At 58.6% G+C, this 18516-nt stretch carries 18 protein-coding genes and 2 pseudogenes; 11 read left to right on the top strand and 9 right to left on the bottom strand.

Features of this window, described 5'->3' with window-relative positions; translation table 11 throughout:
• The 5 genes from EH240_RS38620 to EH240_RS35000 all read left to right on the top strand — a co-directional run.
• Positions 1-188 (top strand): hypothetical protein (locus tag EH240_RS38620; protein ID WP_206075377.1); only part of this gene is annotated, 188 nt, incomplete at its 5' end.
• Positions 189-219: 31 nt separating this feature from the next.
• On the top strand, positions 220-597 hold the full coding sequence (locus tag EH240_RS34990; protein ID WP_125006922.1) for a hypothetical protein: 378 nt from the start codon (positions 220-222) through the stop codon (positions 595-597).
• A 40-nt stretch (positions 598-637) separates the two neighbouring features.
• Positions 638-2158, top strand: coding sequence for a radical SAM family RiPP maturation amino acid epimerase (locus tag EH240_RS34995; RefSeq protein ID WP_125006923.1), 1521 nt, complete (start codon positions 638-640; stop codon positions 2156-2158).
• A complete protein-coding gene (locus tag EH240_RS38365) occupies positions 2155-2328 on the top strand; it encodes a hypothetical protein (RefSeq protein ID WP_167484299.1) in 174 nt (57 codons plus the stop codon). Before EH240_RS34995 ends, EH240_RS38365 begins: the two co-directional genes overlap by 4 nt.
• A gap of 539 nt (positions 2329-2867) precedes the next feature.
• Entirely contained in the window at positions 2868-4223 is a 1356-nt protein-coding gene (locus EH240_RS35000) for an aspartate aminotransferase family protein (RefSeq protein WP_125006924.1), read from the top strand.
• A 274-nt stretch (positions 4224-4497) separates the two neighbouring features.
• On the opposite strand, the gene EH240_RS35005 is transcribed toward EH240_RS35000, so the two are convergent.
• The 6 genes from EH240_RS35005 to EH240_RS35030 form a co-directional block, all read right to left on the bottom strand.
• Entirely contained in the window at positions 4498-5196 is a 699-nt protein-coding gene (locus EH240_RS35005) for a glycoside hydrolase domain-containing protein (protein ID WP_125006925.1), read from the bottom strand.
• A 114-nt stretch (positions 5197-5310) separates the two neighbouring features.
• Positions 5311-6015 (bottom strand): glutamate acetyltransferase, encoded by a 705-nt coding sequence (locus EH240_RS35010; RefSeq protein WP_245436669.1) that lies wholly within the window; start codon positions 6013-6015, stop codon positions 5311-5313.
• Positions 6016-6020: 5 nt separating this feature from the next.
• Positions 6021-6896: a hypothetical protein gene (locus tag EH240_RS35015; protein ID WP_125006926.1), complete on the bottom strand. Its 876-nt coding sequence runs from the start codon at positions 6894-6896 to the stop codon at positions 6021-6023.
• A gap of 132 nt (positions 6897-7028) precedes the next feature.
• Entirely contained in the window at positions 7029-7907 is an 879-nt protein-coding gene (locus EH240_RS35020) for a helix-turn-helix domain-containing protein (RefSeq protein WP_245436670.1), read from the bottom strand.
• Between the two features lie 102 nt (positions 7908-8009).
• A complete protein-coding gene (locus EH240_RS35025) occupies positions 8010-8963 on the bottom strand; it encodes a LysR family transcriptional regulator (RefSeq protein WP_245436673.1) in 954 nt (317 codons plus the stop codon).
• 479 nt (positions 8964-9442) lie between these two features.
• Positions 9443-10864, bottom strand: coding sequence for an alpha,alpha-trehalose-phosphate synthase (UDP-forming) (locus EH240_RS35030; protein WP_245436671.1), 1422 nt, complete (start codon positions 10862-10864; stop codon positions 9443-9445).
• A gap of 307 nt (positions 10865-11171) precedes the next feature.
• Between EH240_RS35030 and EH240_RS38370 the strand changes: the two genes are divergently transcribed.
• The 4 genes and pseudogenes from EH240_RS38370 (at position 11172) to EH240_RS35040 (ending at position 13555) form a co-directional block, all read left to right on the top strand.
• Positions 11172-11372 (top strand): hypothetical protein, encoded by a 201-nt coding sequence (locus tag EH240_RS38370; RefSeq protein ID WP_167484301.1) that lies wholly within the window; start codon positions 11172-11174, stop codon positions 11370-11372.
• Positions 11327-11535: pseudogene (locus EH240_RS39480) on the top strand (Tn3 family transposase); the annotation flags it as partial. The gene EH240_RS38370 and the pseudogene EH240_RS39480, both read left to right, overlap by 46 nt.
• A 672-nt stretch (positions 11536-12207) precedes the next feature.
• Positions 12208-12399 (top strand): hypothetical protein, encoded by a 192-nt coding sequence (locus EH240_RS39485; RefSeq protein WP_125006927.1) that lies wholly within the window; start codon positions 12208-12210, stop codon positions 12397-12399.
• A 673-nt stretch (positions 12400-13072) separates the two neighbouring features.
• Positions 13073-13555: a ProQ/FINO family protein gene (locus tag EH240_RS35040; protein WP_245436672.1), complete on the top strand. Its 483-nt coding sequence runs from the start codon at positions 13073-13075 to the stop codon at positions 13553-13555.
• Between the two features lie 593 nt (positions 13556-14148).
• Here EH240_RS35040 and groL read toward each other — a convergent pair.
• The gene (gene groL, locus EH240_RS35045) at positions 14149-15804 is read right to left on the bottom strand and encodes a chaperonin GroEL (RefSeq protein ID WP_125006928.1); all 1656 of its coding nucleotides are present in this window, start codon (positions 15802-15804) and stop codon (positions 14149-14151) included.
• A 69-nt stretch (positions 15805-15873) separates the two neighbouring features.
• Complete coding sequence (gene groES, locus EH240_RS35050; RefSeq protein ID WP_125006929.1) at positions 15874-16170, bottom strand: co-chaperone GroES; 297 nt, start codon at positions 16168-16170, stop codon at positions 15874-15876.
• Between the two features lie 490 nt (positions 16171-16660).
• Here groES and EH240_RS35055 point away from each other — a divergent pair, with 490 nt between their 5' ends.
• Both EH240_RS35055 and EH240_RS35060 read left to right on the top strand, forming a co-directional pair.
• Positions 16661-16924, top strand: coding sequence for a DNA -binding domain-containing protein (locus tag EH240_RS35055; protein ID WP_125006936.1), 264 nt, complete (start codon positions 16661-16663; stop codon positions 16922-16924).
• A 500-nt stretch (positions 16925-17424) separates the two neighbouring features.
• A complete protein-coding gene (locus EH240_RS35060; protein WP_125006930.1) occupies positions 17425-17727 on the top strand; it encodes a DUF982 domain-containing protein in 303 nt (100 codons plus the stop codon).
• A gap of 519 nt (positions 17728-18246) precedes the next feature.
• Here the strand turns inward: EH240_RS35060 and EH240_RS35065 are convergent.
• A pseudogene (locus tag EH240_RS35065) lies at positions 18247-18516 on the bottom strand (Ros/MucR family transcriptional regulator); the annotation flags it as partial.

Raw genomic sequence — 18516 nt, forward strand, 5'->3', positions numbered from 1 at the left:
CTCGCCCGCCCGGATCTTTTAAGGCGAAAGCCGAATGGCTGAGCTACGGCCACGATACAGAAGATCCAAAAAAAGTCGGTAAGTTGACAACGTGCGGTCGGATAACGCGCAAAATCAGAGATGTGAGGTTGGTACGGAGCTTGCTGGTACATCAGCCGATCGCTTGTGATAGCGAGATGGCTGGATAGCTCGGACACTGAGCAGAGGCGGGAATTAGCTATGGCGCGAACTGACGTAAAGCGATTCATCAACGAGTTGGGAAAAAAAGGCAGTCCGCTTGAAAACCTCAAACGGCGTGCTGGAGGGCTTGCATCGATTGTAGAATTTGCAAAGGACCTCGACTACAACATCACACTCGACGAGGTTAAAGGTTTTATCCGATCGAACAGCCGAGAAAAGCCAAATAGTAAGAAGCTTCGCGCGACTGCGGGCCGCAAGGGTGGTTCGAGTGTTTCGACCTTGACCAGCCTTGTACACACCAATGCGTTGGCCAATTGCGCTCCGTGTATGTCCATGAGCCCTGTCAAAGTCGGTGGAAAAACTGCAACCGTCGCGGTCGTTCTTGTTGTTGTGATAGTTGTAGCTGTCGCGAGCTAGCTCTGATCGCTTGGCTCGAAGGAGCCGGTCTGAAGGGAACATGATCGCAAAGCTTGTCAACGAGAAGATAATGCCATCAGTCGTACAAGGGGCCGCTGCAACGGCTCATCTCTACCCTCGGAGCGAATGCTGGCGGCAGATTTTTGAACGGCGCACGCCAAAGGAACGGCGCAGTTTGTCACATATCAAGCGCTTCATGGAGCGGCTGGCCGGTGACGGGAAATTCCGTACGGCGCTTTCCGAGAACCTCGACAACCCTCGGATAGTGACCGCGCGATACGGCATCGAAGTTGACCCAATGGAGATGCTGCCGCTCTGGTGCGGTGACTACCTGAAGTATCGCTTCAAGCCGGAGTCTGCCCCGTGGCCGCTGGCTATGATGTGGGATGAGTATATGCGGGAGATGTTGCGCCATCGCGACCTCCTGCGCCACCAAGGCGAGATGTCGATGATCAATCCTCGCTTTCATGCCTGGCGCGAGCGCCAAATCCGGCGTTGTAACGATGAAATGGGCGAATTGGCGCCGTCGATCGCGCACTCCATCATCGCTTTCGAGCTGAGCGAAGGCTGCACCGTCGGTTGCTGGTTCTGTGGCCTCTCGGCGAGTACCTTCAAAGGTTACTATGAATACACTGAGGAGCATGCAGAGGTTTGGCGCGGCGTGCTCCGTGTGGCAAGCGAAATGTTTGGTTCGGCAGTCCGCACTGGCTTCTGTTACTGGGCCACAGACCCGATCGACAACCCGGAGTACGACCGTTTTCTGTTCGATTACCATCAAATCACGGGCGAATTGCCACAAACGACGACGGCGGCCCCGCTCAAGGATCAGGCACTCACCAACCGCGTGCTCGAACTGTTCGAACGCTACGGTCGCGTGACCAATCGTTTCTCGGTGCTAAGCACGGACCATCTTAATCAGATACACGCGGCGTTTTCGCCCGAGGACCTGATGGGGGTCGAACTCATCCTGCAGGGCAAGGACGGGCCGACCGCAAAGGCTTTCACCGGGCGCGCACGCGCGCGGAAGGAGAAACTCAGGGCAGCCGGCAAAGATGCCGCAATCGCCGTGCCGGAGGGCTGTCCCACGACAATCGCCTGTGTTTCTGGCTTTCTCGTGAACATGCGGCAGGGACGTTTACAACTGGTGACGCCGGTGCCGGGTAGCGAACGCTGGCCTCTCGGGTACCGAATCGTGGCTCAACGTTTCTTCAGCACGCCCGACGAGTTCCGGAAGGGTCTCGATAGCATCATCGACGACAATATGCTCGAAAGCCCACCTCCCAACCGGCCAATTCGCTTCCGCGGAGACCTGCAATACGAGGCAGGGGACCACTGCTTCCATCTCCGCTCACGCAACATTGAGCATCGAGTGCTCGACGGGGCGGTTCCGATTCCCATTGGCCACCTAATCGCGAGCGGGAATTGTACAGCCTCGGAGTTGATTATGGGGGTCACGGATGGAGCGAGCGTCCTTGCCGTCGCCGACCTGCTCGATCAGCTATACGCGGCTGGGGTGATCGAAGAGGACCTCAACGACATTTCGCTTGGCAGAACGGGATGACGGGCGCGGCCGCGGGCTTTTTTGTCCGCAACGCCACTGCCCTGCGTCCCACTCGGGTGAAGCGGGCTATCGCGGCCGGCCTCGACGAAATCGAGGTGCTCGCCGACGGCTTCGCCAATGACAATGGCGCCAAGCTTACCGGACCCCTCTATGCCGACGGTTGGCATTGAAGTCATTGGCGAGCCAGGCCGGCGTGGCGTTCCCCTCACGGATCATCTTGTCCCACCTCCAGGTCATCGAACGCGATGTTGCCCGCTCGGCTCTCGCTGAAGCGGCTGATGACCATTCCCGGCGGGGCGGCGAAGCCCCTGAGCCACGCGACCGAAAGCGGCGCAACAGGGCAGGATGGTCTGCGAAGAGTTCGCGGTCGAGCCGTCGGCGGCAGGCGGTGTAATAGATCCTTCAAAGAAATTCATAGACTCTTAGCAACTCCAAACCGGTGCCAATGCTAACGACATAGACTCATTGAACCCGTCTCGTTGGGCTTCTTGTTGCAGGAGCTGACTTGGGAAGCATCCCGATCCGTGTTGATGGTGTAGCCATCCATATGAAGCGCGCCGTCCACCCCCATGACGCAATCACCACGATCGGGCAAGCTGCCATGACAAAGGCTTAGTTAATCCATTGAGCATCTCACGCTTCCTCCGCCAACAATGGCATCAAGGTTTCGTAGCGCCTCGCCATCTCGACAAAGTCAAGGAGTTCGGACATGCAGCGCATTTCAAGGCTGGGCCACAACCGGGGAGAGGTCGTTGGGCCGAGATCTCGCGACGAGTTTCAACGTTCGCTAAAGATCACGCCAGGCGGAAGCATGCGTGCTGCGCCTTTCTTCGCTCCACACCCGCCCTATGCTGTGTCAGGAGCGGGCTGCTGGATCACCGACGCGGACGGCAGCAAGGTCTTCGACTGCGAAAACAATTTCTTCTCGCTCGTTCACGGCCATGCCTTTCCGCCGGTGATCGAGGCGCTGCACAATGTCCTGGACGACGGCACCGCATTCGGGCTTCCGACCACAAGCGAGACCAGGCTTGCGGAAGCAATCACGACGCGTTCGCCGAAGCTTGAGCAGGTCCGCTTTACCAGCTCCGGCACCGAGGCTGTTATGTTCGCTGTCAAGGCCGCTCGCGCTATTAGAGGGCGCCCGATGATTGCCAAGTTCGAGGGCGCGTATCACGGCGCCTATGACTATGTGGAAGTGAGCCTTGATTCTGCACCAAACAACTGGGGCGATTCGTCGCCTAACAGTGTGCTCTACGCCAGTGGAACTCCCCCTTCCACCGCCGCGGATGTCCTTGTCCTTCCTTACAACGAGCCCAAGTCGTGCAGAGAGCTCATCCGTAAACACCATGAGCGTCTCGCCGCGATCCTTCTCGATCCAGTTGCTTCCCGCGTGGGCATGGTTCCGATAGAGGCGGATTTGCGGGAGGTGATCCAGGATTGCTGTAACCGCTACGGCACCCTGCTTGTGATTGACGAGGTCGTTTCATACCGCGTGGGTTTCCATGGCGCCCATGCCACGTTCGGCTTTGAGCCGGATCTGGTCGCTTTGGGCAAGATCATCGGCGGAGGTTTACCCGTTGGGGCCGTAGCGGGGCCTGCGTCCCACATGGCGATCTTCGATCACACCAAGGGTAAACCAGCCGTCTCCCACGGCGGCACGTTCAGCGCCAACCCGCTCAGCATGACAGCTGGGCTGGCGGCACTGCAAGCATACACCAAGGATGCCGTGGCCCGCCTTAACCAGATGGGCGACACGCTTCGCAGTGAAGCCATCGAGCAACTCAGAAGGCGCGAACTCCCCGCGCAAGTTACCGGCATGAGCTCCCTCTTTCGGCTCCACCTGAAGGCTGAAGTTGTCCGAAACTACCGGACCTCGTTCCCAAGCGCCTTGCAGAAGGCTGCGCTGGCAAAGGTGCACCGTGCAATGCTGGAACGGGGTTTTCTGATGACGCCGAATTGCTCTGGCGCGCTGTCGACCCCCATGAGCGAGACCGATATCCAAGATTTAGCCGCAGCGCTCGTGGATGCCGTCCAGGAAGTTTGGAAGCAATCTCCGTGGGACTGATCGAACAAACAGTGGAAACGCAGTCGCGGCAGCGCTCGCTCGGCGGCCTCGCCGATATGGACGAGGTCCGAGGGGAAATGAATGACCACCCAATCAAATAGCCGGCGATGTCGTTGGTCTTCGAAGCAACTTCGCGGACCATCTGCTTTACACTCGCCGGTTTCGAGGAAAAGACACGACACGGTCCGGCAATTGACGTCGGAGACCTCTACGAACATAAAATCCGACAACTTTTTCAGCTTGCCGCGTCTACGAGCCGGAGTCCCTCGCCATCCTAGGCCAGCGAGCCTTCGCCCGACTCATCAACTTGGAAGGCCCCGATCTCCCTCCGAGCAACCCGAACGATATTGCGATCATAGCCCACCCCAGAGGAGCCATGGGCAACCTCTGGAGGTACCTGCCGCATCGACCATCGGTTGGAATAAAAGAACTGCTCGGTTCCAAGAAACAGTGGCGACATAGATATCCATGGAACCGTGATCAGTCCCTCCGCCAATAATTTTGAGAGCACGGCACCGCTACCATACGCGCCGATTACGAAATTGCCGTTGATCTCCTCTTTAATCGCGTGGAAGTAGGCGAGGATGGGGCCGTCGATCTGCGTAGCCGGATAGTCCAAATCGACGGCGAAAAAAATCGTACTGCCCTTATCTTTCGGCTGGCCGACGCGCTTTGCGAACCCCATAGCACTCTTTGCATTTGCAGTACCGATCGAGCTCGAGAAATTGGAAATATGGCGGCTGCTGTCCTGGAAAATCGGTAGAATTCCGAAACCGTGCCCACATAGTAGTTTAGCCTCCACTGGTGTGATGGTTTTCGGCCTCGCGGAACTCGCGTAATACCGAATGACCGTGGTCACCCCCGATCTTCGCAAGAAAGTGAGAAATTTCCGGCCTGCCGCATTGTTGAGACGGACGCTGACATCCGCTGCGGACCATCCGTCCGCCTTCGCGAAGTCTTCACAATAGGGCATGGGCTTTCCCGCTACAAAGCGCACCACCGACGTCGCTTCCGCTGACGAAATGTGCGGTATTCACATATTCAACGAGCGTGCTGCTCCTTCTGGCTGAAAAAGTCTGGCATACGGTCAGGGCAAGACGCGCAGGTAGTAAGGTGAGTCGCTCGGCGGGCCGAAGCGGCCAAAAACCTGCGCGATAGTGGACTGCGTATCCTTGTTTGACAGATTCAGGCACGCCTTCAGCAATGTTGAGGTGACGGCGAAACTGCCAGGGCTTCCACCATCGAAAACGGCAAGGCAGGTTAAAGATAAATAGATTCTCGCGGAGTCCGATTGATCCAGGATGAAGCAATTGAATGCAGTCGGTTCGCCGTATCTGCTCAGATAGACACTGATGGGCTTCGCCAGATTGACGCCTGCTTTGTCGCCGTCGCCAGCATCGGCGCAAATTGACGCAAGGGTGCTTGGCAAATCCGCAACGGCCATCCGGCGGTTCAGGGTCTTCGAAGCCGTGGCGGCGTCCACCTGGTTCGGCACCGTTTGCATGGCATTCTGCCACAAACTAGGATCCAAGTTCAGAATTGAGCCTTCGGACAGTTTCCGGATCAAGCCTGAGCAAATCCTCTCCGCTTCGAGGGGGCGGCTGCTATGGGCGCCGATTACCAGGAAGAGGCCCGCAGTTGTTTCTGCGATGGGGTTCATAGCTGGTTTCTTATAGAAGCGGGGCCGGAGTTCGTCGGCACCGCTGTCAGCCGGACCTGATCTATGACGCTGGCGAGGTTTCTTCGAATTGACACCGTCGGTTGGTGCGCTGCTGCTTTCGAAACCAATCATGAGGATCAGACCTGGGGCGTGATGTCTTGTTGCGGGGTCGAGCCACCGTTAAAGAAGTTCTTGGCATTCATAAACTGCTCGGTGGCGTTCTTATTCACGATCTCCTGGAAGTTTTTGTAATCGGGGCCGCCGTTGCGGATCCGGCGAGTCTGAACGATATTGGTAACCTCGTTATAACTTATGTCGACGTTGACGTATCGTGTCGACGAGCACGAAGATTTTAGATCAATGAAGTACTCATTGAACTTGACCTCTCGAAGAACAATTGCTCCGTAGTCGTAATATCCGCCTGCCCCGTTATCGAGAAGGTAGCTTTGGTAGGTGCATGTCAGAGCCTTGTACTGCTGCGACTTGCTGTTGGCGCTGAAGGTCAGGTCGCCCATCTCAGTGAGGAAGGACTCGAAATCCGTTAGCAGAGACGCCCCGTCAGTGACGATCGCCTTCGCGATCAAGGAGAGGAACGTGGCTGAAACGGAGGTGCCAGCAAACTTGTTTGAGTAACCTTTCTGTTTTTGCCCTCCCATCGAAAGGTCTGGAATGTTGCCCACAACGTTCGTCCATGTGTTGATGTCAAGTTTTTCCCCGTCAACCTTAGGATAATGGGTATGCATGTAGTCGTGAATGAGTCCTCCTATAGCCAGAAGGTTGTCCTGATTTTCTTTCATGATGCCGCTGTACGCCGGGTCATCGGTCTTCTGACCAATGAGGTGAAACTGTACTGTTCCTTGATCGTTGGCGATGGTGTCGTCACTGGGGCGCGCAGCACCTGGCTGGGCCAAAAGAAGGGACTTGGCGCCGAAAAACGCGCTCGCCGCCTCATAATTCTTGTCCGAATGGCTCTGTTCATGCCCTTGAAAATGCGCTGCGACCGCGTTCAACATGCTTATTTTCCTTTTCTGAGCGTTGCTGTGAAAATCGCAAAGTGCCTGGAGTGCGTAAACGCTTGAGTATCAGGTGATCTTTGCGTGTCTTCACTGGCTGTATACCAGTTTGTTCCGATCCCCACCTTTGCGTCAGGCAGACCTTTCTCTGCGCGCCGCCATTTTGCGATAGCGCAGCGGCGAGAGCCCATGGATCGCCTTGAACGCCGTGGAGAAATTGTTGCTGTTTTCGTAGCCTAAGGATTCAGCCACCTCGGCCACGCTTTCATGCCCGCTTCGCAAGCGGGCGGCAGCCTCCATCATCCGGTAGTGCCGTAACCAGGTCATAGGCCCGCAGCCAAAGGCAGCCTCGAAGCGGTTGACGAGCGTTGTCTTGTTGGTCCCGGCTATGCGCGCCAGTTCGCTGAGGGCGATCTGCTGATCGACTCGCTGTGCCAGCAGATCGCAAGCCTTCTGAACGAGGGGATCGGCTGAGAAGAATAGCGGTGCAGAACGCCGCGCGATCTGGGCGACGCAGGCGGTCAGTCTGCTCACAACTTCCTGCTCGATCAGTGGCCACAACAGGTAATCGGAATACCCGTCGGAGAAAACCGCCTCTCGGTCCAGCCTGGCTTCGGAAACCAGGGCTAGTTGTACCAGTCCGGAAGAGAGCTTCGCATGACCGTACCCATGTTGCTCCCATTCGCGGCAATCGATGATGACGATTTGCGCGCAGCGCCCCGGCCGCAACAAACGGTGCTCAAGGACATCGATCTGCCGCACTTCGTTGGGCAGATTGCCGAAGATCCGAGAACTCGCAATTTGTGCCAAACCCTTACCTGCCAAAGGGTCCGGGCCAAGATACGCGGCCAGAATCGATGCATGCACCTCGGTAACACCCTGAGAACCTGGCCTGCGAAAGCCTTGATGCGGCCGAACGGCGGTCGAAGAAGGTGGGTCTCGGTTTGTGTAGTTGGCTGAAAGTGTGAATACCTTCTTCACAGCAGATGCTCGCTCGAATTCAGCGCGCATCGGTTTCACTGAGTTGGGACAGCGGAACCAGCATCGCGTCCCGATGGACGAGGGGGCAATGAACTGGCCCGGTCCTGACGATGGTGCCAGACTTCGATCGCATCACGCTTCTTCCCTTCGCGAAGCATCAGCCGTTTGCCCTCTCATTGTCGATGGATGCGCCAGCTCTGTTCCCGCCGCCGCTGCGGCGGCAATCTTGTGGCGCAGCCAGTGATGCTCTGGGTCGCGATGGCAACGCTCGTGCCAAATCAGCCCAACCTCGTAAGGCGACAGTTCCACCGGCGGATCGACAATCGCTAGGGGGAGCAAGGCGGCGATCCGTGTCGCGACGCGGTGTGGTACAATCAGCACCAGATCGGTCGCCGCGATGGCCACAGCGGCCGTCAGGAGGTTGGAAACCAGCACCGGATCGCGATCCTGGAGGTGTAAATTGGCCAGATCGTCATGCACCCGCCCGAAGCCGCCCTTAGAATCCGAGTCAATGGCAGCGTGGCGCAGGGCAGCGAAGGCCTCGATCGTCCATTCCTGCGCCAGGGCTGGGTGTTCGCAACGTAGCAGGCAGGCGAAGCGGTCAGTATAGAGCCTGCGCCGAAAGAAGCCCGGTGGAGTGCCACCGGTCTGCCCAACGGCCAGATCGATCTCGCCTTGCTCAAGCCGCCGGAGCGCGCCGGTTAGGAACGAGCCGGTGACGATGTCGAGATTGGGCGCGTGCTCGCGCAGCAGGGGTAGGAGAGGCGGCAGCAAGATCAGGGCTTGATGGTCGGGTATCGCCATTATCGTCTTTGATCTCCACTCCCCTTGACGGTTCACCATCCCGCGGAGCGCATCCAACACCGGCGGCAGCAGTCGGGCCAACCGTTCGGCCTGCGGCGTCGGGACCAAGCCGCTCGAGCCGCGAACCAAAAGATCGTCATTGAAAATGCCACGCAGCCTTGTCAACGCTCGGCTCATCGACGGTTGGCTCAAGCGCACGTGCCGAGCCGCATGCGTGACGTTGCGGTGCTCCAGCAGCGCCTCAAGAGACAACAGTAAATTCAGGTCAAGGGATGCCAGCATTTGCTGTTGCCGTGCGGCGCGAGCACCCTCGACAATCAGTCGTGGCCGCTCACGCGTGTTTGAAGAGATCTGCCGACTGCAAGAGAGCTCACCCATGCCTTTTTCCTCTTGTTTTAATATGGAATGTGCTCGAGCTAACGTCTTGAGATCTGGCGTGCGGTGTAGGTAGATGCTGCTTGGCTCATCAGCAATGTCACCAACCGGGTGGTCGACATATTCATACACGGGGTCTCGATCAGCGAAGCGATGACAGTCGAATGCTCGACACCGACGGACCCTGGGACGAGAGCCCTCTTGCGCGGATCGGCTCAACTAGTTTGATGTGTGACCGCAGCCGCGAGTTCTTCGCTCCCGTGCCAGCACAATCGGCTACAATCCAACTGGGTAGGTGGTCTGCGTCATCGCCATCCACCACAGCACATTAACCACGCCTCGGCGAGGCCGGAATGCTGCCCTGATTCAATTGGTCGCGATCAGCCTCATGCTGGCAAGTCCGCCGCCTCCAGCTTAGCAAGAAAGCCGTCGCACCATCGATAGACATCATGCCCGATGAGACTGTTCTTCATTGCGGTCCAACGCTCTTTCCGTTCCTCTGGCGACATGCGAAATGCTTTTTCCGTGGAGGCCGCCACAGCCTCTGGGTCATAGGGATTGACAAGCACCGCTCCCTCCAATTCGCCAGCGGCGCCGGCAAACTGCGAGAGCACGAGAACGCCCGGATTGCTTGGGTCTTGCGCAGCCACATATTCCTTCGCCACCAGATTCATGCCGTCGCGGAGCGGCGTCACCAGGCCAACGCGTGCCAGTCGATAGAGGCCGGCCAGTTGCAGCGGGCCATGGGAACGATTGGTGTAGTGTACTGGTACCCAATCGATGGTTCCAAGTTCCCCATTGACACTTCCCACCAGTTCGGCGATGCGCTTTTGCAGCGCCAGATAGGCCGGTATTTCCCCGCGGGATTTCGGGGTAATCTGCAGCAGTAGCGTCTTGCGGACGCGATGGCTGTTACGATCAAGGAAATGGCGAAACGCCACGATGCGCCGATCGATGCCCTTGGAATAATCCAATCGGTCGACACCAATGGCGACGTCACAGCCAGCAGTCCTCTTGTAAACTTCCTGCAGATCCCCGTCGCGCGTCGCTAGCGTTGCGAGGCTCTCGAATTTGGCCGTGTCGATACCGATTGGAAAAACCCCACAGCGAAACTCCCGCCCTTTGACTAGGTAGCTACCGTCTTTCATGAGACATCCTGGGTTTCGGCGGCGGAGACATTCGGCGAAGTTGTTAAGATCGTCGTCGGTTTGAAAGCCGACAAGGTCATAGAACGAAAGCGCGTCCAGCAATTCTTCGCAGAGCGGCACGGTGGCGAGGATGTCCGCCGGCGGCCATGGTATGTGCAGGAAAAAGCCGATGCGGTTGAGGCAGCCGCGCTCGCGCAGTTCTTTCCCTAGAGGGATCAGGTGATAATCCTGCACCCATATGACGTCGTCCTCGCGGTGGAGCGGCATCAAAGACTCTGCGAAGAGTCGGTTAACGCGGTAATATCCGGACTTTCTCGCGTCGCTGTATTCGGCGAGGTCGACACGGCAGTGGAAGACCGGCCAAAGAACCCTGTTGGCGAAGCCGTAGTAATATTCGTCCAGATCCTTCTGCGAGAGATCGGCAAGGGCATAGGTGATGCCGTTGGCCTCCTGCATCGTCGGTGACACCTGGTTCTTCTCGGTTTTCACCTTCCCCGACCAGCCCATCCAAAGGCCGCCCCGTTGCTGGAGCGCTGCGTTCAGCGCAATGGCCATTCCGCCCGGGGGCAGTGCCCCGTGCTCGTCGGGCAGCGCAACCCTGTTTGACACGATGACCAGTCTACCATCGCCACCGTCTCCAACACTCATAATGTTCTTCATGGTCACTCCTGTTGCCTGCCAGCTTTTGGCTTCGATCTCAGCCAAGTTAGGGACGGTGATCAGGTGGGACAATCTCATTAGGCGTATGGCAGAATAGCGCACACAAATAGGCACTAAGCGGGACAGGAACTGAGCTCGCAAAAGTCTCGGTTTTTGGATCATGCTCCTCCTAAGTCTACGACCACTAGTTTGGCAGACCGGCGCCTCCGGCTCGCGATGAGCGCATCATCAACCTCCCAATTTTCCCAGACCTTTCACCACGTCTACGGATTCGCCCCGCGCTCTTGTAACCGTCGGCGAGGGTTGGGTGTCGGTCAAAGCCGAAATTCAACGCCGCGACCCGACCATTTGGCCAGACACGCTTTCATTGGCTGCGATCGGCTGCCGATGCGCCTGGTGCCTCAAACCTGGCGGGCTGACCGACCGGATTTCCTTCCTGCGCAAGCTGGAAATCGAATCTGGGCAGCATCGATCAACACCGGTGCGCTTCTGCCCTCGACGACCGTGAAGAAGCTCACGGCATCACCGAAGGAAGCCAACTGGCCAAAGCTCTTCGGGAACTCGGCCGCATCGAGCGGCCGCTCTCCATGATCGAATGCTATTCGAGTCCCTCATTGCGCCGGCGATCTCAGGCCAGTTCCTGCAAGCGGGCCGAGTCTTTAACCAAGCTTCCCTGGCGCTCGCGCGCCGGCACTTTCGCCACAGTTACCTCCGGTGTGGAGAAGTTGTCATGTCGCAATCCGCTGTCGGTCAGGGGCTGGCACACGGCCAAGAAGGCGCGTTCCGGGCCTGACAGCTCGGAGGGCATTCCTAGTCAAGTGGTTGCAGCTCCAGTCGGCTTTATGAAGTCGGTGACCGGCCTCAGAAGCTTCCTGATCCCCGCGCTGCGACATAATTCCTGACCCGCTCAATTGGATCAGGAAGAGGGCGCGCTGCATTTGCGTTCGCAAGCTGTCCCATCAGCGAGATGTAATGGCGGAATTTGCTATCTAGGAATCAATGCCCGACCGCACAAACGGGAGTCTACTTCCGATTTGCTGCCGCCTTCTCCGCGATCGTCGCCATCCGGCTGATTGCCGCCGCAAGCCTGCCCGTGCCATGGCTCGACGGGTCAGAAACTCGGGACGGCTTATGGATGATGGGGACACATTGGCAAGGCTTGTGGTAACCCTATTGCAGGCTCAACCGGGCCAGGGCGACGCAATCAGGGGCTCTCGCATACAACCGGTGGTTGGTTACTCCCGGATCATCTGCGATTTAAATCAAATACGTCTAAGGATATTGACGATTGCGCGACCCTCACCTCGTAGACGGCTAACGCGGGCGGCAACTGAGAGGGTAAAATGACAAGCGATTTTTCCGCCGCGCGAGTGCATCTAGATCGAGCGTATCATTATCTGCGAGGTGATGACCCGATGAGCCGGAGGGGGCGCGAAGCCTTGGATTTGCTAATTGAGGCAGTTGCCGGCGAGGAGTTCAAGCAGCCGAGCCAAAACGCGGACGTGCTAATGTTTCCGATGGGGCGTCGCTTCTGAGGCGATCTCCAAGGTGGCAATCATGAGCGCCCGTCACGGCATGAGCCGAGTCGGCAATCGAATGGGAGTCCGAGGCCTGTCGCTCACAAACTTTGGAATTTCGCTGCGCCTATTGTCATGGGCGGCAGCTATTCCGGAATGGCCGCCGCCCGGCAGTTCCGCCGCGCCCGCGCCCGGTTCCTGGTGATCGACGCTGGGTTGCGGCCGAGCGCTTTTCCAGCCATTTGCCTGCCTTCCTGTCCGAGGACGGCGTCGATCCGGCCGAGATCAGGAACGGTCGCCTGAGCAGCTTTCGTGCTACGCGACCCCCTTCTACGACGGAACGGCCGAACGGGTGAGGAGCCGCGACGGTTTCGGCTCCTACTACCCGACGGCCTCCGCGGAGAGCCGTCGAGTTTTCGCTGCCGGCGTTTCAGATGCGCTGCCAAGGGCCAATGGGCTGGCGGAGATATGGGGAAACAGCGTTCCACCGACCCTGATGTATGACTGTGAACTCTATCGGGACGGTTCGGCGTGGTTGCTGCCGATCCTGCTCGGTCCACCAGGCACTTCGTCTGTCCGAATGAGACCGCTGCTTTGCGCTGCGGGGCGAATGCCCATTTTTCCATAATCATTGCATATATCAATGCTAGGAAGGTCCGAATTTGAAACGAAAACAAATGGGGCGAGGCTTATGATGTTGAGCCGTAGCCGAGGCAAATCGCCTGCACAGCTTTTCCGCTATCTGTCGGCCAAGTGGCCGGCGGCGTTCAATCCGAAAGCGCCCAGACCGCTCAAGATCGGCATCCATCATGACATTCGCGTGCTTGACGGCGAACTGTCTGATGATGAATTAAGGAGAGCCCTGCTGGCGTATACCAAGATGGCCAGATACTTGGCGAGACTGGATGCCGGCGCCGCACGGGTCGATCTCGATGGCAAGCCGGCCGGCGTGGTCTCGGATGCCGACGCGGCGACCGCCAAGGCTTTGCTGAGGGCCCGCAAGCAGAAACAAGAGGGGAAGCAAACGCCGGAGCCAAGGGTAGAGCCTCAACCGCCAGCCAAACCAAAACCGAAGCGGACCGCCGTGTTCAAGGAGAAGAATACGGCCGACAGCCCGACCGGCATAGTCGTTGAGACGAAGCGTCGCCGGTCATTCCGAAAACCGATGACTTGATCGCCGCTGAGCGATAGCTCGTGCCGACCGGGACAGCCCTCAGGCACGTTGCGCCCCGGCCAATCCGAATTGCCGCGATCGCAATGCCGCATTCGCGCTGGCGAAACGGAGTGGTCGGTCAACCCTTCTTCGGGATGAACGAAGGCCGGATGCTATTCCGATGGTCGTTCTGGCCACCGCCGCGACCGCTATCGTTCGGAATGGCAATTAGGTCGATGCCGGCCCATATTGACTGTGGCCGCTTCACGAGCCCACGCTTCTGTTTGATCTCGACGGCAAGGGGCCGCTGCTGCCTCATGCTCTCGGCGACTTGGGGAGGTGCAAATATTATCTAGGCCGATTGCACGGTTTCGCCACCGCTCCCTCATACTCTTGAACGGTTTCGAATCGTTGATTGTCTTCGAAGCCCCGACGCCAGCGGCTCTCCGCCGCATTCGTGCCCGCGCGCGCTTCTAGTCCTGCTTTCACGACCAGCTCTACTACAACCATACGGTCGGTGTACGCGCCGAACATTTCCGGCCGGATCCGACTTCAAGGAAAAGGGCGGCATCGCTGCCGCCCTTTTCCGTATCTGGAGGCTGATAGAGGCTGGATTAGAAATCCATGCCGCCCATGCCGCCCATGCCGCCGCCGCCCATGCCGCCAGGCATGCCGCCGCCAGCCGACTCCTTCTTCGGAGCCTCCGCGATCATGGCTTCGGTGGTGACCAGCAGGCCGGCGACCGAGGCCGCGTCCTGGAGAGCGGTGCGCACGACCTTGACCGGATCGACGATACCCATGGCGATCATGTCGCCATACTCGCCGGTCTGGGCGTTGTAGCCGAAGGTCGCGCCCTTGTTCTCGAGGATCCTGCCGGCAACGATCGATGCTTCCGCACCGGCGTTGGCCGCGATCTGGCGGGCCGGAGCCTGCAGCGCGCGACGCACGATGGCGATGCCGGCGGCCTGGTCGGAGTTGACGCCGACCGCGTTGATGCTCAGCGAAGCGCGCAGCAGGGCGACGCCGCCGCCGGGAACGATGCCTTCTTCCACGGCCGCGCGGGTCGCGTTGAGGGCGTCATCGACGCGGTCCTTCTTTTCCTTGACTTCCACTTCCGTCGCGCCGCCGACGCGGATCACCGCAACGCCGCCGGCGAGCTTCGCCAGACGTTCCTGCAGCTTTTCCTTGTCGTAGTCCGAGGTGGTCTCCTCGATCTGCTGCTTGATCTGGGCAACGCGGCCCTGGATCTCTTCTTTCTTGCCGGCGCCGTCGACGATGGTGGTGTTCTCCTTGGAGATCGACACCTTCTTGGCGCGGCCGAGCATGTTGAGGCCGACATTCTCGAGCTTGATGCCGAGGTCTTCCGAAATGACCTGGCCACCGGTGAGGATGGCGATGTCTTCCAGCATGGCCTTGCGGCGATCACCGAAGCCCGGCGCCTTGACGGCGGCGATCTTCAGGCCACCACGCAGCTTGTTGACGACGAGCGTGGCCAAGGCCTCGCCTTCGACGTCTTCCGAGATGATGAGCAGCGGCTTCGAGGTCTGCACGACGGCTTCGAGAACCGGCAGCATGGCCTGCAGGTTGGAGAGCTTCTTCTCGTGCAGGAGGATGTAGGCGTCTTCCAGATCCGCAACCATCTTGTCGGCGTTGGTGACGAAGTAGGGCGAGAGGTAGCCGCGGTCGAACTGCATGCCTTCGACGACTTCGAGTTCGGTCTCGGCGGTCTTGGCTTCCTCGACCGTGATGACGCCTTCGTTGCCGACCTTCTGCATCGCTTCCGCGATCATCTTGCCGACCGACTCGTCGCCATTGCCGGCGATGGTGCCGACCTGGGCAACTTCCTCGGAGGTCTTGATCTTCTTGGCGTTCTTGATCAGCGTCGCGACGACTTCGGTCACGGCGAGGTCGATGCCGCGCTTCAGGTCCATCGGGTTCATGCCGGCGGCAACGGCCTTGTGGCCTTCCTGAACGATCGACTGCGCCAGAACGGTCGCGGTCGTGGTGCCGTCGCCGGCGATGTCGTTGGTCTTCGAAGCGACTTCGCGGATCATTTGCGCGCCCATGTTCTCGAACTTGTCGGAAAGTTCGATCTCCTTGGCGACGGTGACGCCGTCCTTGGTGATGCGCGGCGCGCCGAACGACTTGTCGATGACGACGTTGCGGCCCTTGGGGCCGAGCGTGACCTTCACCGCGTCGGCGAGGATGTTGATGCCGTGCAGCATGCGCTCGCGGGCATCACGGGAGAATTTTACGTCTTTGGCAGCCATATTTAGCTCCTGGCAGGGGCTCGCATCGAGCCCTAAGATTCAAGATTCAGTTGATGGAAAGGCCTGATATCAGCCGATGATGCCCATGATGTCGGATTCCTTCATGATCAGAAGGTCTTCGCCATTGAGCTTGACTTCCGTGCCCGACCACTTGCCGAACAGGATGCGGTCGCCGTCCTTGACGTCCAGCGGGATCAACTTGCCAGCTTCGTCGCGGGCGCCGGAGCCGACGGCGATGATCTCGCCTTCCTGCGGCTTTTCCTTAGCCGTATCGGGGATGATGATCCCGCCCGCGGTCTTGGATTCGGATTCGACCCGACGAACGACCACGCGGTCGTGAAGCGGACGGAACTTCGACTGTGCCATTTTGGATATCCCTGTGCGGAAGTTGAACGGTTCTCCGTTGCCGGAGCCTGGTTAGCACTCGCCAGCGGGGAGTGCTAACGTGGCGGTGAGATAGGCTGTAGGTTCGTACTGGTCAAGACGGATGAACGGACGGCCGAAGAGCCAAAAGATTTGGAATCGGCCCGGAGGCCTGGCTCCCATTGCGGCGCATCCCAATGCCTAGACGCGTTTCGGCCGTAAGCTATGGGCCGACTTTTGTGTCTTATTTGGAATGTGAAATTATGTGAAATTATCGAGCAGTCGGCCGGAATCGACGGCCAGCCGAACAGTCTTGAGCTTTTTGCAATTCATCCCTAACCTGGAGTTGCATCGCCAAAGAAGCGTTCCTCGCTTCGAGCGGGCTCTTGCCGACGATGATCGGAATGTCGCCTTGAGGATGATATTCCCCTCGGTCCGGGTAGCCTGTCGAAGCGAAATCTTCGACCAGTTGTTTCCGGAGCCCGGTATCGTGATGAAATACACAGACGTTGAACCAGGTCTTCAAGACGAAGTCCCTTGGTCGGACAGCCTGACCGCCTACGACAAGGAACACTTCAAGACTTACGCGAGGTTCCTGGACGCCTCCGCCGACGAGGCCAGTTATGAGGAGATGGCGCAGGTCATCCTCGGCATCGATCCGGCGGAAGAGCCGGTGCGCGCGCGGAAAGCAGCGCGAAGCCATCTCGATCGGGCGAACTGGATGATGACCACCGGTTACAAGGAGTTGTTCGGGTAAATAAGGTGAACGGGCGGCGACACACGCTGCTTGTTCAGACGTGATCACGGCCGTCCGCCACAAGAATGGCATGACATCCGGGCCTGCGGGATAGGTCTATTCATTGTCAAACCCCGCTGCTCGTATAGGCAGAATATTCGCTGCGCCGATGCGTCTGGCGTGACCATGCAGGTCAGCGGCCGCTCGTCATACCTGGCCGGCGCAGCTAAGGCGGAGAAGATGAAGCCGTGTTCTGTTGGCGGGTCAAAGCCGGACCATGTTCCAATGGTCTTCGTCGGGACCATGTAGCTATGCCATCTGGTGATCCACCGCGGCAGCAGAGCCGCCGCCGTGTCGCTCGCTTGGGCAGACCGGCGCTAGCCGGCTTGCTCGCGTGGGGAACATCACGCCGCTATTTTCTCTTGAGATCGTCATCGCCCTGACAACACACTTTGCTAGGTCGCGAATGTCGACGGGGGTGCCTGTTCACGCACCAGCTGTTCAGCAGGTCGGGAGAATCGATGAACTCTGAAACTTTCAGCAGCCCACTTTTCGTACGACATGCAGCGTACATCGTGCAAGAGATTGCCAGTCTTGCGGACGCTGTCGATTTCCTCAATGAATGGCCACCAGATCGCAGAGACCTGGTCCACGAAGCCGCCCTCAAGGCGTGCTATGATGCATACGACGGGCGAAAGCCTGTAAGTGCAGCGCGCAATGCCTTTTTCGGCTTCGCGAAGCGGGCCGCTATATTGGAGGATGCAACCTTCGCCATGCAATGGCTCGCTGCCTGCAAGTCGGGCAACGGAAAAGAGCGAGCCTAGGCTCGGCGAGCCCTGCGAGGCTGGTCAAGAGGGCATTGTCGACATTCAGGGCAGCGGAACCGGCTCGGCTCGGCTAAGAAGTGGAACTGGGCCTCTTGACGTATAATCGCCTTTTGGGGGGGCCGAGAGATGACCGGCTCGAGGAGATTTGAGAGGCCGGTTGTTGTCCGGGTTGGCCGCCACAGCACAGAGCGTAGCGAGCGCGCCTGAACTGGTTTCGCTAACTACCGGATTTTGTCCCTGCATTTCGCTCGGTTTCATTCCGCCAATGCTGATTTTGAAATCTTCGTCCGCGCATCCGGCCGACTACGTTTAATCGAACTATGAGATCGAACAGGACCGCCGCATTGGCAAGTCCTCTGCCGTACCTCAGCAAAGCTGGCTGAAATGTTCTCCTGCGTCCCGGCAAGAGCGAATGAACGCGCGGTAAGGCATGGTTTGGTCCCCCGCCATTTCCTGTTCTGCGCAGATCATGCCGATAGCAGCTGCGCGCTCCAGAATGACCCTCGAGAGATAAAGTTAGGCTGTGACCTTCTTGCCAGTCCGCTTCGCCGGCGCCGGCGTTGCCGACTCTTTCGGTTTGCGGCCGAGCCCCATGGTCACGCCGAGCGCGCCGCAGCGTAGTCCGGCGCGACCATCGGATAATCCGCCGGCAGGCCCCATTTGGCGCGATATTCGTCCGGGGTCAGCCCATAGTGGGTTGAAAGATGGCGTTTTAGCGATTTGAATTTCTTGCCGTCCTCAAGGCAGATGATGTAGTCTGCCATCATCGACTTCTTGATCGGAACA

The sequence above is a fragment of the Mesorhizobium tamadayense genome (genome assembly GCF_003863365.1).
Taxonomy (GTDB): domain Bacteria; phylum Pseudomonadota; class Alphaproteobacteria; order Rhizobiales; family Rhizobiaceae; genus Mesorhizobium; species Mesorhizobium tamadayense.